12 protein-coding genes are annotated in these 12,700 nt (G+C 72.0%); 3 read left to right on the forward strand and 9 right to left on the reverse strand.

Features of this window, described 5'->3' with window-relative positions:
* From ABD747_RS18280 to ABD747_RS18320, 9 genes are all read right to left on the reverse strand, one after another.
* Positions 1-948 (reverse strand): hypothetical protein (locus tag ABD747_RS18280; protein ID WP_344807235.1); only part of this gene is annotated, 948 nt, incomplete at its 3' end.
* Positions 948-2,435 (reverse strand): nucleotide-binding protein, encoded by a 1,488-nt coding sequence (locus tag ABD747_RS18285; protein ID WP_344807237.1) that lies wholly within the window; start codon positions 2,433-2,435, stop codon positions 948-950. The genes ABD747_RS18285 and ABD747_RS18280, both read right to left, overlap by 1 nt.
* A complete protein-coding gene (locus tag ABD747_RS18290; RefSeq protein WP_344807239.1) occupies positions 2,416-3,021 on the reverse strand; it encodes a hypothetical protein in 606 nt (201 codons plus the stop codon). The genes ABD747_RS18285 and ABD747_RS18290 overlap by 20 nt, the downstream gene beginning before the upstream one ends.
* Positions 3,018-6,266, reverse strand: coding sequence for a peptidoglycan DD-metalloendopeptidase family protein (locus ABD747_RS18295; RefSeq protein ID WP_344807241.1), 3,249 nt, complete (start codon positions 6,264-6,266; stop codon positions 3,018-3,020). Before ABD747_RS18295 ends, ABD747_RS18290 begins: the two co-directional genes overlap by 4 nt.
* A gap of 46 nt (positions 6,267-6,312) precedes the next feature.
* Positions 6,313-6,522, reverse strand: a complete 210-nt coding sequence (locus ABD747_RS18300; protein ID WP_344807243.1) for a hypothetical protein — start codon at positions 6,520-6,522, stop codon at positions 6,313-6,315.
* Positions 6,515-9,250, reverse strand: coding sequence for a hypothetical protein (locus ABD747_RS18305; protein WP_344807245.1), 2,736 nt, complete (start codon positions 9,248-9,250; stop codon positions 6,515-6,517). The genes ABD747_RS18300 and ABD747_RS18305 overlap by 8 nt, the downstream gene beginning before the upstream one ends.
* 5 nt (positions 9,251-9,255) lie before the next feature.
* The gene (locus ABD747_RS18310) at positions 9,256-9,705 is read right to left on the reverse strand and encodes a hypothetical protein (RefSeq protein WP_344807247.1); all 450 of its coding nucleotides are present in this window, start codon (positions 9,703-9,705) and stop codon (positions 9,256-9,258) included.
* 12 nt (positions 9,706-9,717) lie between these two features.
* Complete coding sequence (locus ABD747_RS18315; protein ID WP_344807249.1) at positions 9,718-10,026, reverse strand: hypothetical protein; 309 nt, start codon at positions 10,024-10,026, stop codon at positions 9,718-9,720.
* Positions 10,027-10,052: 26 nt separating this feature from the next.
* Positions 10,053-10,262, reverse strand: a complete 210-nt coding sequence (locus tag ABD747_RS18320) for a hypothetical protein (protein WP_344807251.1) — start codon at positions 10,260-10,262, stop codon at positions 10,053-10,055.
* Between the two features lie 524 nt (positions 10,263-10,786).
* On the opposite strand from ABD747_RS18320, the gene ABD747_RS18325 reads away from it, so the two are divergent.
* From ABD747_RS18325 to ABD747_RS18335, 3 genes are read left to right on the forward strand one after another with little or no spacing between them, the layout of a single operon-like run.
* Positions 10,787-11,611 carry a hypothetical protein gene (locus ABD747_RS18325; RefSeq protein WP_344807253.1) on the forward strand — a complete coding sequence of 275 codons (825 nt, stop codon included), beginning with the start codon at positions 10,787-10,789 and terminating at the stop codon, positions 11,609-11,611.
* Between the two features lie 48 nt (positions 11,612-11,659).
* Positions 11,660-12,154: a zinc metalloprotease gene (locus tag ABD747_RS18330; protein ID WP_344807255.1), complete on the forward strand. Its 495-nt coding sequence runs from the start codon at positions 11,660-11,662 to the stop codon at positions 12,152-12,154.
* The gene (locus tag ABD747_RS18335; RefSeq protein ID WP_344807257.1) at positions 12,097-12,498 is read left to right on the forward strand and encodes a hypothetical protein; all 402 of its coding nucleotides are present in this window, start codon (positions 12,097-12,099) and stop codon (positions 12,496-12,498) included. Before ABD747_RS18330 ends, ABD747_RS18335 begins: the two co-directional genes overlap by 58 nt.
* Positions 12,499-12,700: the final 202 nt, after the last annotated feature.

A 12,700-nucleotide genomic window follows, 5' to 3' on the forward strand; every position in this document is an offset into this window, starting at 1 on the left:
CCACGCCACCACCACCGGCGCCGCGGTGTCTGCCTTGTCCAGCAGCAAGTCGTACGTCAGGGTTGGCACCGTGCCCCCCGGCGCGGGCGTCTGACCGGTCCAGATGGCACCGACGGTGACCCGCAGTAGGGCCTGGTGCGGCAGTGCGTCGGTGCCGCGCTGCTGCCCGCTGCCCCACAGCCAGCCGACCGGACCGATCGTCGGGCCGGACAGCGTCACCCCCGACAGCGGAAGATAGCTCCGTGTTGCGTCCGGATCGCCCACCGCCTGCTTCAGCGCGGCCGGATCTCCGGAGCTGTACGCGGCCAGCCACGCGTTCACCGCCGCTGGGTACGCCGCCTGCGGCGTCCCGGCCTCGACCCCGGGCCAGGGCCACTGGCCGCCGAAGGCGTTCGTTCCGGTCGCCGGCACCGGCAGCAGCGCCGGCTGGGCCAGCAGTACCGGGCCGTCCGCGGTGACCGCGACCTGGACCCCGGTGGTGTACAGCGCCTGATGGGCGTCCGCCACCACGAACCGGTACGTCACCAGCCGGTAGTCGACCGCCTCCCCGGGGTGTGCCGGGGCTGGAGTCTGGCTGGTCGCGTCGATCAGCGTGACCACCCGGCCGCCCGGCAGTGGCGACGGGTCCTGGGCGATCCAGCGCTCCAGCAGCACCTGGGCCTGCGCCGCCTCCTGAGTCCCTGACACCGTGGTGTCCGGCGCCGTCGCCCCGCTGCTCAGCTGCTTGCCCGCCAACACGAACACCGCCAGCAGCGCGAGCGGCAGCAAGATCACCGCCGCCCACACGTACACGGTGATCAACCGGCGCCACCGGCGGCCGCGTCGTTCGGTCGTACTGTCCGGGGACGGGACGGCCTCGGGGACGTCCCACCAGTCGTCGGGACCGGTCCCGCGGCTCCGGCCGGAGTGTTTCGGGCCCTGCGGCTTGATCAGCGTCGGAGTCGCCATCAGGCGCTCCGCCTCCGATCGAACCAGCGACTCCAGATCGAGCGTTTCGGCTCGACCAGCACGCCCGGGTGGTAGGCGGAGGCGATCACCGGCAGGTCGAACATCCGGTTCAGCAGCACGTCGACCAGGTTCGCCAGGGCCGGCTGGTCGGCCAGGGTGTCGCCCCGGTTCAGCGCGGCCTGGAGGCCGTCGTCGACGTAGCCGGTGCCCAGGTTGACCGAGCGTTCCCGGAGCGTGCGGACCAGCCGGTCGTGGTCGACGTCCGCGCCGAGAGGCATCCGGGCGAGCAGGGAGAACACGTGCGCCGGGTTGATGCCCTCCGACTCCAGGTCGGTGAGCAGCCGGGTCAGGTTCGTCAGCCCGGCGGTGGACAGCCCGGCCAGGGCGACGGCCCAGGCGCCGCGGCCCAGCTGGGGCAAGATCAGGTCGGCGACCATCCGCCGCGGGTCGTCGGTCTCCACGATCTGGGTGTCCACCACCACCAGGTCGGCGATCCGTCGGGCGTCCTCGACCAGGTCGTGCACCGCGGCCGCGGTCACCCGGCCGGTCCGCAGCTCCTCGGCCGACGGCGCCTGGAGCAGCGCGAAGCCGGGCTTGCGCAGGCCGGCCGAGCGGACGTCGACCAGCCGGGCCGGGGTGATGATCCCGGCAGCGAGGTTGCGGCACTCGAGGACCGCGTCGAACATCGTCGGCAGCCCGGCGCCGCCGATCCGCAGAAAGCTGCCCAGGTCGCCCTGACCGAGGTTGGCGTCGACCAGCACCACCCGCTTGTCCCGCTCCGCGGCCCGGGCGGCGACCGCGAGACTGAACGTCGACTTCCCGACCCCGCCGCTGCCGGACAGGCTGATCACGACCTGGGCGAGCCCGACCCGGCCGAGCCGTCCCGCTGACCCCGGCTGCGCCGAACGCTGGTGCGACCGGCTCACCCCGAACACGGCGTCGCCGAGATCTTGGGGGGTCGGCAGCTCGTCCAGCACGAGCTGCCCGTCGCCGGACCCGCCGCCCGCAGTCGGTTCCCAGTCGTCCCAGCCCCGGTCGGGATCGAGCAGGACACCGTTCACGTCGAGCTCGAGCTCGTCCGGCACCGCTTCGTAGCCCTCGACGCCGGCGTTCTTCAAGATGTCGCGCACCGTCCCGGGCAGCTGGTAGCCGCGATAGCCCTCCGCCTCACCGACGGGCGAGGTCGACGTGCCGAGCACGGTCAGGTCGACGTGCCGCTGGATCCGCGGCACCAGCCCGGCGACCCTCGGTGAGTTCAGCAGCAGCACAGGCATTCGCTCGTGCTCGCCGGCCTCCTCGCGCCAGATCCGGACGGCCGACTGGAGCAGCTGGGCGGTGGTCTTGAGATCGGGATCGGCGACGACGTCGAAACCGACCGCGGCCAGCTGATCGGCCAGGTCGTGCAGGCCGACCAGGCCGATCGGCGCGGTCGGCGGCGCCGCGAGCTCGCGGTCGTCGGTCAGCAGGTCATTGTTCGAGTCGGTCATAGCGATAGACCTTCCAGTCGTGATGTCCGTCGGAGACGAGATAGAGGACGAGGGCCCAGCCGGGGTCGTAGGTCGCCTGCACGGTGACTTGTTCGGCGGAGGCGTCGAGCACGTCGAGGCCGTCGAAACGCCCTCGCGGCACGTTCCCGACGTCGACCGTGGCGAGCTGCTTGTCGACCGCAGCGGTGACGTACGGCCGCAGCCGCGCCTGCCATGCCGGAGTGGCGTCACCGCTGCGAACGGCGGTGAACGCGCGGCCGAAGCCGGTCGCGACCGGCTCCCACGCCCGGCGGTCCGCGGCATCCTGGCCGGTCGAGTCCGGTCCCGCGTCGCGCGCGGACCCGTCAGCGCCGGCGCCCTCCTCGACCGGCTCGCTCGGCGCGCTCGGCTCGGCGGAGCCGGATGCGGCGTGACCGGAGGGGGCGGGGACGGCGCTCGGCGCCGGTGCGACGCTCGGGACGGCCGAGACCACCGGTGCGGTCGGGGCCGGCACGGACGTACGCCGGTCGTGGTCGGCGGTCCGGAGGATGCCGACGGTCAGCGCCAGACCGGCCACTACGGCGGCGATGATCATCCGCCGGCTCACGGGGTCACCCCGCGTTGACGGAGATACGGCAGCGGGTTGATCGGGCTGCCGCCGACCCGGATCTCGTAGTGCAGATGGGCGCCGCCGGGCCCGGCCGGGATGACGTGGCCGGTGAATCCGGTGGCCCCGATCCGTTGCCCGGCGCGGACGTGCTGGCCGACGGTCACGTCGCGCCGCGACAGGTGGCCGTACCAGACGGTCGTCCCGGGCGACCCCGCCACCGCGACCACGATCAGGTTGCCATAGCTGCGGTAGTTGCCCGCCCCGTCACGGAGCGCCTCGGAGCGGATCACGATCCCGTCGTCGCTGCTGCGCAGCGGCGTACCGGCCGGCGCGGGGAAGTCCTGTCCGGTGTGGCCGGCGTAGCAGCCGAAGCCACAGCCCACCCGGTAGGAACCCGTCGGCAACGGCATGGTCCAGGCTCCCGCCGGCAGGTTCGCCGCGCCGCCGGACACGCCGGTGGCGCGGTCACCGAACACCGAGACGTGCACATGGTCGAAGTGCAACGAGGTCGGGTTGTCGCTGCCGGTGATGCTGCGGTACGTCCGCCAGCCCTCCGCATCGCGGTCGACGTTCCAGATCTTCGCCGCGTAGATCACGTAGTGCACGCCCAGCTCGGACTGGTGCTCGCGGACCCAGGACGCCACCTGCCAGCCCAGCGCCGACCCGGCCGGCGTCGCCCAGCCGGGGATCATCAGGTCGACGGCCCGGCCGGTCTGGTGGTCGTCGTCGGTGTTCGCCGGCCGGTTGCCGATGCCGTAGAAGGTGGACAGCTGCGGGAACTGCTGGTGCACGCAACGCAGCACCAGCAGCGCGTCCGGGGTCAGCCCGTTCTCCACCGGCAGCCCGGTCGCGGGGCACCCACCGAGCTCGGCGGCCGACCCGCCCGGCTGAGCGCAGGCCGGGCCGATGCCCGCCGCAGCGGGGTCGGCGATGCCGGCCAGGCGTTGCACGATCGCCCGCGCCGCCGGCTCCCACTTCGCGTACGCATCCGGGAAGGCCGACCGCTGCACCGCCTGCGCGGCGGCGGCGACGCTCATGCTCTGCCAGCCGGCGATGTCGGTCAGCCCCGGGTTCGCCGTGTGATCCGCGACGCCGTAGAACGCGCGGGACGCCAGGTGCGGATCACGGATCTGCGCGGGCGTGCCCCAGCCCGACGACGGCCGCTGTTGGAACATGCCCTGGGAGTCGCGGTCGCCGTAGCCGAGGTTGCGGACTCCGGACTCCTGCAGCGCGGCGGCGAGGGCGACCACCCAGCCGAACATCGGTACGTCTGCGGCCTTGCCCTCCGCGATCACGGTCGAGGCGTTGCTCACCTGCTCTCCGGTCAGGGTCAGCGTCGACCCCGGCTGCCCGCCGGGCACCGTGAGCCGGTCCGGCAGCGAACCGACGCCGATCGCCGCCTGGTTCCCGGTCGCCGCCTCATCACCGCCCGCCGGGGCCGATCCGCCCGGGGCGCTGCTCAGCGAGACCCGCAGCGACCGGTGGTCGGAGCCGTAGCTGTCGCCGATCTGTTGCCCGGTCGGGATGATCGTGGCGCTGGTCGACCAGACATAGTCGATCAGCCGGGTGTCGTGGGTGCCGCCGGATGCAGGTGCGCCCAGCACCCGCCAGCTGGTGGACACGCCGTGCTGGCCGAGCCGGACGTACGGCCAGCGCGGATCCCGGTTCCTGGCGTCACCGCGAGCGTCGATGTTGGCGTCCATCGTGCCGATCACCGGAACGGCGGCCTTCAGCCGGTCGATCACCCGCAGCAGCGCGGTCATCTCCGCGTCATAGACCCCCAGCCGCTCGGGCCGCGATGCGTCGGGCCGGCCGCCGGCGTCGATGGTCGGGATGAAGTGGGTGTTGACGAACGCGAACGAGCCGCCGGTCGACTTCTGCCGCAGCTGCACCCAGCTGATCCAGCGCGGGCCCAGCGCCGTTCCCGACCCGCCCGGTTCGATCCGGACCAACCCCGACGCCTGCACCGCGCCGTACGCGATCAAGTCGAACGCCGACCGCTTCCACACGATCGGCGTGGTGTTGTTGCCATCACCGCCGGCGTACATCGCCCACTCCGGACCGAGCCCGGCCGCGACCGCACGCCGCTTCTGCGACGAGCTGAGTTCCTGCAGCCCGATCACGTCCGCCGATGCGCCGATCGCCTCGATCCCGGCGACCACTCGCGCCGCCGGATTCGTGAACAGCGTGTTCCAGGTCGCCACCGACACGTCGATCCGGGCCCCGCGGCCGGTCGGCCGGGGCACGCTCGGGTCTCCGCCGATCGACGCGTACGGGTCGCTGCCACAGTCCTGCGCCTGACCGATCGCCCATCGATACGCGGTGTCGAAGATCGTCGCCGCGTCGCCGGCAGTGACCGACGGCATCCCGGCGAGCGCCGTGACGAAGGCCGATCGAACCTGGTCGTGCGTCGCCGTGGCGTGCGCATCGTCGCCGTCCACCGCGATGATCTGGCGGTCCGCGTCGCCGGGATCGCTCACCACGCCTGCCCCGGCATCGATGTCCTCGGGGTCCAGATCGCGGTCGACCTCGCCCAGCCGGGCCGTGAACAGCCGCCCGTACGCATACCCGGCGGCTACCCGGTCGGCGAACTGGGCAGCGCGCAGCCGGTCGATCCCGTGCCCGACCAGGTCGTCGTCGACCGCGGCTCGATCGGCCAAACCGTACGGCGGGTCGCCGGGTCCCGACCAGTGCCCGGCCGCCCGGTCCACCGCGGCCAGCAGCATCCAGGGCACACCCGACGACTCCGCCGCCGCTCGATAGATCCCGATCTGCTCGCCGGTCAGACCGTCCGACAGGGCCGCCTGGGTCGACATCCCGTCCCGGTTCTGATCATGGTCGGCGACCATCGAGCCGAGCGCGACGATGACCATGGTCCAGGCCAGCACACCCGCTACCGTCGGCGCGGACAGCACCACCACCAGCCGGCGACGCGTCCGCTTGTTCTTCACCGCACTGACCGCGGTCCCCGCCACCGCGCCGACCGCCGCGCCCGGCGCCGCGCCCACCTTCGCGCCCAGCCGCGCCCCGGCGGCCGTGTGCTCGATCAGCTCCCGGGTGTCCCCGCCGAGCGAGCCGTCCGAGGTGCCCTGCCTGGACAGCAGGATGTCGGCCCCGTCCACCCCGGCGGCCGTCGCCAGGCTGCCCCCCGCCTGCCGGCGGAGCCCGGAGAGCGGCGTGTCCGCGTCGGCCCGGTCGGGGTCCGCCGGGTTCGGCTCGGCCGGCCGGTCGGGCTCGCCCACGGCGCTCATCTCCTCTCGGGCTTCGGGGCTGGTTGGGGTGCTTCGATCAGTGGCGGTGGCGGGCGACGGTGACGGCGCCGCCGAAGAGCAGGACGGCCAGTCCGCAGCCGGCCCCGATCAACAGGGTGCGGCCGACGAACTGGTTGGCGGTGATGTCGGGCCAGACCGCGGCGGTGACGAAGCCGGCCGGCACGAACAAGATCACGGCGAGGCCCCAGAGGCAGCCCAGCCGGGCGTCGCGCGCCGGCTCAGCCATCGCCGGGATCCTGCCCACCCAGGGACCGCGGCGGTGTGCGGAACGGATCCCGGTCCTCGACGACCTCGGCCCAGTCGTCGGTCCCGTTGCCGGCTCCGGCCCGGTCGCCCGAACCGGATGCCCGACTACCGGCGGCCTGGGACCTTTCCCGGAACGCGTCCAGCGCCCGCTGGTTGGCCTCGGACCGTTCGCGCAGCTTGCGCCGGACGACCGCGCCGGTCTTCTTCGCCGCCACCGCGCCGCCGACCACGGCGACCCCCGGCAAGCCGGCAACGGTCGCCGCACCGACGACGGCAGCGGTGCCGAGCGCGGCGCGCGGCACTCGGCGGGCGACCTGGCGGGTCGCCGTGACCGGATGGGTTGCCGCCTCCTTCGCCGCCCTGCTCAGGTCGAGTGCGCGGTCGGAGACCGTTGTCCGACCTTCGCTTTCGCTGGTCGCCGGGGGCGCCGGCTGCCGGGCGGCGAGGCGCTCGGCCAGCTCCGGGATTCCCTCGGCGGGCGGGGGGCTCGCGGCCGCGGCGCGGAGCTCGCGCTGCTCGGCCTTCAACGCGGCCTGGTCCTCCGACCGCTGCCGTTGCGCGGCCCGCTTCGCCCCCGGTGTCGCGTTCGGGTCGGCCAGCACCGCTTCCGGGCTCGGCGGACGTACGTCGGCGGGCTCCGAGCGGGCCGCACCCGGCTTCGTCACCTCCGACTTCTGCTCCGCCCCTGTCGTGGCCGCGTTCGGCTTGCCCAGCCCGAGCTTCGACTTGACCCCGCCGACCGCGGCGCCGCCGAGCTTGCGGCTGCCGACGGCGGCGAGACCCTTGGCTCCCAACGACATCCGGCCCGCGCCGGCGACCACCGCGCCCTGGGCCGCGCCGCCGGCCATGGCCTGGCCCCAGCCGACGGCGCCGTTGACGGTCATCGGCGACGGCATCCCGATCGAGGTGAACGCGCGGTGCAGGGCGATCGCGGCGAGCACCGGCGCCAGGCCGCCGAGCAGCATGGTCATCAGCGAGTTCGGCCCGCCGGTGAACGCGCCGAGCAACAGCCAGATGATCTTGACGAACAAGATGATCATGGCGAGCACGAACACCGCGAACGCGGTGAACAGGGTCAGCCCGAAATACTCCTTGGTGAACCGGATCAGCTTCGAGTTGTCGGCGTTGGGCAGCAGCACCACGGCCATGCAGAAGAAGACCGAGAACAGCATCACCAGGGTGATGATCTTCACCACCAGGATCGCCAGCCCGAGGCCGCCGAAGATCACGGCCACGCCGAGCGCGGAGCCGACGTACCCGATGCTGGCGATGCCGCCCGCGGTCTGGTTGGTGCCGTGGAGTGCGGAGATGAAGTCGTACACCGACGCCGGCATCTGATCGGCATGCTCGCGCAGCTGCTTGTCGCCGTCACCCCAGTCGAAGATCGGGTCGACGGTAGCGCTGTCGGCGTTGAAGAAGGCCCAGCAGGCCTGGTTCAGCTTCGGTGACCCGTCGATGGTCTCCGCGTTCGCGCGGGCCGCGTCGTCGGCGATCAGCCAGGCGTTGCCCATGGGCGCCTTCCAGCCGGTCTTGCTGGTGATGTCGGCCAGCTGACCGTCGCGCGGAACGCAGGTGGCCCAGGCGATCCAGCCTTTGTCCGCCTCGACCCCGGAGAGCTGCCGCCAGGCGGGCGCGTCCGGTTTGATCCAGCTCTTGGCGGTGGCCAGACTGACATCCGGATTCGGCACCCGGGACATCACGTTGGAGATGGATGCGCCGGACCGGTTGTCGGCCGCGCCGGCACCGTCGATCACGAAGGAGCCGACGTCGACCGGGATGGCGGCGTTGCGGTCGAGCATCCGGCAGGCAACGCGGGAGTGACCGTTGAGGTTCTTGTTGCCGAACTGGCCGACGGACCAGGCGTTGTAGCCGGAGATCTGCCACAGGTTCGAGACGGTCAGTGCCGGCACGGCCTCGCTGTCGATCACGCCGCCGCGACCCGCTTGCTCGGTGTAGCCCTCCTGCAGCGCGCCGAGGTAGGGCGCGCAGTCCAGTTGATCACCGGAACCGACCGTGTCCACGATGGTCTGCGCCGACAGGGCGGCCGCCGGTGCGGCGGCGAGCTCGGTGACGGCGCGATCGATCGTGGTGGCGAACCAGCCGGGTGATCCGCGCCCGGGCTGGTAGGGGGTGGTGAAGTCGCCGGCGATGCCGCCGCCGCGGGACTGGGTCGAACCCGCGACCATGATCGCGAACAGCGCGACGACCAGCAGCTTGACGCCGAGCCGGCCCATCCAGGCCGAGTCGCGGTTCCGGAATCCCTGCAAGAGCAGGACGATCAGGGTGCAGACGAGCAGTCCGGCGACCAGGGACGAGTTCACCAGAGCTCGTCCGAGCTGGGCCGCGGCGCTGTCCACCGCGCCGCCGACCGCCTGGATCGGGCAGAACTGGGTGGACCAGGTGACGAACTTGGTGGTGAGGCCGTAGAGGAAGTCGCCGATCACGAAGTTCACCGACTGCAGCTGTCGCTGGACCGGGGCGAAGTCGGTGATCCCCCCGTTGGAGCGGACGTGAATCTTCTGGGTGGCGCCGGACCATCGCTCGACCGGCAGGTACTGGTAGTCGAACGATCGCGCGGTCGAGCAGAGCGAGCTGACCTGGGTCGGGTCCGAATCGATCGGTGCCGCCGACGCCGGCGGGGCGAGGGTGAGTCCGGCAACGAGGGCGAGCACGGCCGCGCAGATCAGCCTGGCCAGCGCCTTCGTCACCTCGCTCAGACCTCCTGGGCGAAGGCCTGCTGGAGAACGGCTGCCGCGTCGCCGGGCCGGTCCTCCGGCGCCGGACGGCGCGCGATGTTGCCGGGCTCGATCAGCCGCCAGTCGTCCCGGGGCACGTGCACGACGGACGGGCCGAGCATGAACTCGTTCAGGATCGCCCGCTGCTTGTTCAGCAGCGCGGCATAGTTGCGGATCCGCAATCCGGACTGGCTCCGACCGTGGAACAGCCAGACTGCGGCGACGATCCAGGCGATCAGGAACGCGACCGCCCAGACGCCGGCCAGCAGCCAGACCGCCATCGCCGGGAGCAGGCCGGTCACGAGCGCGACGATGCCGATCACGAGCACCCGCCAGGGGAACTCGGCCACGCCGACCACCACGGTCCGGGTCGAGGACGCTTCCGGCCCGGTCATCTCGGTCAGCGCGTACAGCGGCTGATCGTTCACGGCCGGACCGTTCTACTGCGTGGCCTCGTAGACGCTGATGCCGGCGTTGGCGACTACGTCGACCAGGGTCAGCATCAGCGGGAAGATCACGCCGGGCGCGGCCAGAGTCGCGCCGATCGCGACCGCCCACATCAGCTTGCCGCCGTCGCCGCCCTGGCTCCGGGCCCGTTGCCAGAGGTAGCCGGCGAAGGCGAAGACCAGGATCGCCACGCCGAGCACGCTCAGCACGTTGGTCAGTTGTGCGCCGGTGGATGCGGTGACGGCATTCCAGAAGGTGGACCAGGCGCCGGACAGGTCCACTTGCGCGGCCATCGGGGTCATCTGTTTCTCCTACGGGGTGGGGGAAGTCAGGAGCCGAACAGGGACTTGATCAGAACGAGCACGACGTACCCGACGATGACGAGCACGGCGATGGCGGCAGGGACCGCGCCCGAGGAGTGCAGCCACTCCCGAACACGATCTTGATGTGGATCGTCCTGGAGACCGAACCGGGCGCGTACCCGCGCCGCCCGCCGTTCGTGATCCTCGGCGGCGCTGAGCTGCTGCTCTCTGGTCACGGCGCGGTCCCAACCGAGAGTGGGTGCGGGGACTGGTGGGCGCGCGCGGCCGCTGTCGCCTCACGGCCTCTACCGACCACTGGCCGCGAGGTCGCCGGGGGAATGGCGCCTTCGCCCAACACCGTGTCTCCTCGCAGAATCGGCGCGCCGGGGTGCGCGTCGATCTCTCCCCGAGACGGACCGGAGTCCGGGAATAGTGTGCTCACGACTCCGGCCGATACTTCGGAGGCGCGCTGAGCAAATTGGTGACAGTGGGACGGATGGTCGGTGACGGGTAGGTTTCGCCGACCCGCGGGCCACATTCTTCGACCTGCCCGGAAAAGTGTGCAGAAGCGGCAACTTCGAAACGCTTCAGGTTGTCATTTCTGCCCACTTTCCTGGGTAGTCGGGGTGCTCGTCGCGTGGGCGGGGGCGTCACTCGCGCCGGGTGGCCTGCCCGCCGGTGGGGATCGCGGAGTGCCCGGGATGAGCGGTCGGTCCGCTGTACGACGCGCCGCGGCTCGCATGCGGTCTAGATTGCGAGGGTGGCCGAGACCGAGCGATCGCCGCGGCCGGCTGCCGCCGTTCCCTTCGTCTTCGGCGTCGCCGACCGTATGTCCTTGCCCGGCACCGCACTGGTGCGGCTGCTGACCGATGTCGGGATCAGCGAGAGCGCGGCCCGGAGCTCCTTGGCTCGGCTCCGGGAGGACGGCGCTCTCCGAAGTGTTCGACACGGACGCCGGACGGACTACGAGCTGGCCGGCCTGGTCGAAGCGGCCTTCCTGCGCGCGCGTGCGACCGGGCACCCCGAGCTCGGCCAACCCGATGCCGCGGCGAGCTGGTCCGGGGAGTTCCATGGCCTGCTGTTCGCGATCCCCGAGACCGAGCGCCCCCACCGCGACCGGCTGCGCCACGCGGCCCGGCTGGCGGGTTACGCGCCGCTGCGGCCGGGATTGATGATCGCGACCGCCGACGGCTGGCCGGCGCTGGCCGAGATCGTCGCCGACACACCGGACGGCGCCACGATCTGCCCGCTCGTGCTGCGGCTCGCGCCCGCCGACGCCCGGACCGCGGCCCTACAGGCCTGGAACCTGGCGCGGGTCGCGGTCAACGCGGAGGCCCTGATCGGGCGTCTGCATGCCGCGGTCGATGACGATCCCGCGTCGCCATCAGGTCCCGACGCGCTGCGCCGGTATACCGAGCTGGCGATGCCGGCGTACCGCTTCTTCATCGGCATCCCCCAGCTGCCAGCGGAGCTGCTGCCGCCCGACTGGCCGTTCGATCGCCTGGTCGCCGCGCTGGCGGCAGTGCGTACATATGTCGGACTGGCTGCGGAGCGTTATGTCGCGGACGTGGTCGCGGACGCCTGATCCAGTCGAACTATGCCATGTGAGTTCACGCTCTGCGAGACTTCTGCCATGAATGATGCTCGGAGGCTGACCGTTCGCGCCGACTCGCAGGCGGCCGCCGACAGGTCCACGCTGGTCCGCAGCGGCGTGGTCGCGTTCGTCACCGGCGCGGCGATCATGACTCTGCTGCACGAGGGCAGTCATGCGGTCGCCGGCGGACTACAAGGCTTCCGCCCGACGCAGTTGCCGTTCGCGGTGGGCTACACGCCCGATCCGCCGCCGGCGGCCGAAGCCCGGACGGCGATCACCGGCCCACTGTTCAGCCTGGTCAGCGGCTTCGTGCTGTACGCGGTCGACCGGCTGGTGCGCCCGTTCCGCGCGCGGCCGTACTGGCGGCTGGTCTGGCTGTGGACGGTATTCGCGAGCCTGCAGGAGGGCTTCGGCTACTTCTTCATCGCCGGCTTCGTGCCGGCCGGCGACACCGCGGTCGCACTCGGGATCTGGGCGTGCCGAGCTGGACGTACGTCGTCGCGACCGCGGTCGGCATCGGCGGGCTGTTCCTGACGGCACGGCTGTTCTCCGACCCGGTGTCGGAGCTGAGCTCGTCGATCTCGGACAAGCGCGCGATCGCCGTCTGGCCGTGGCTGTACGGCACCGTGATCTGTGTCCTGCTCGAAGTGGTCTATGTCCTGCTCAGCCCCGCAGTCGGGGCCGGCTCGGTCTTCGCGGTGATCTTCGGCACGATCTCCGTCGGGGTGTACGCGCCGATGTCGATGATGTTCAACAAGCAGCGGCTTCTCGCGGACGGGCCGCCGGCCCTGCCGCACCATCCGGTGTCGGGTTACGTCCTGCTCGCCGCCCTGGTGGGGGTGAACCTGCTGCTCACCCGCGGCTGGCTCTGGGGCTGACCGCCGGAGTCTGACACGTCCGGCTCCGGCCGGGTCCGGATCCCGCGGGGTCGGATTGCGCCGCCCCGGATCGCGTCGGGCACCAATCCAGATTCCCGCCGCGGCGGGGTTTTCGGGCCGCTCGGAGCACGATCTGCCCCGATTTTCCGGCCATGGCCGGGATTTTGCGTTGCAGGGCCGCAAGTGCCCGGCCGGCCAGTGC

The sequence above is a fragment of the Microlunatus ginsengisoli genome (assembly GCF_039537205.1).
GTDB lineage: Bacteria > Actinomycetota > Actinomycetes > Propionibacteriales > Propionibacteriaceae > Microlunatus > Microlunatus ginsengisoli.

Bases quoted from the DNA above. Each gene is read 5' to 3' on its own strand.
- ABD747_RS18285 (WP_344807237.1), bottom strand. From the start codon at position 2,435: ATGACCGACTCGAACAATGACCTGCTGACCGACGACCGCGAGCTCGCG.
- ABD747_RS18300 (WP_344807243.1), bottom strand. From the start codon at position 6,522: ATGGCTGAGCCGGCGCGCGACGCCCGGCTGGGCTGCCTCTGGGGCCTC.
- ABD747_RS18315 (WP_344807249.1), bottom strand. From the start codon at position 10,026: ATGACCCCGATGGCCGCGCAAGTGGACCTGTCCGGCGCCTGGTCCACC.
- ABD747_RS18330 (WP_344807255.1), top strand. From the start codon at position 11,660: ATGAATGATGCTCGGAGGCTGACCGTTCGCGCCGACTCGCAGGCGGCC.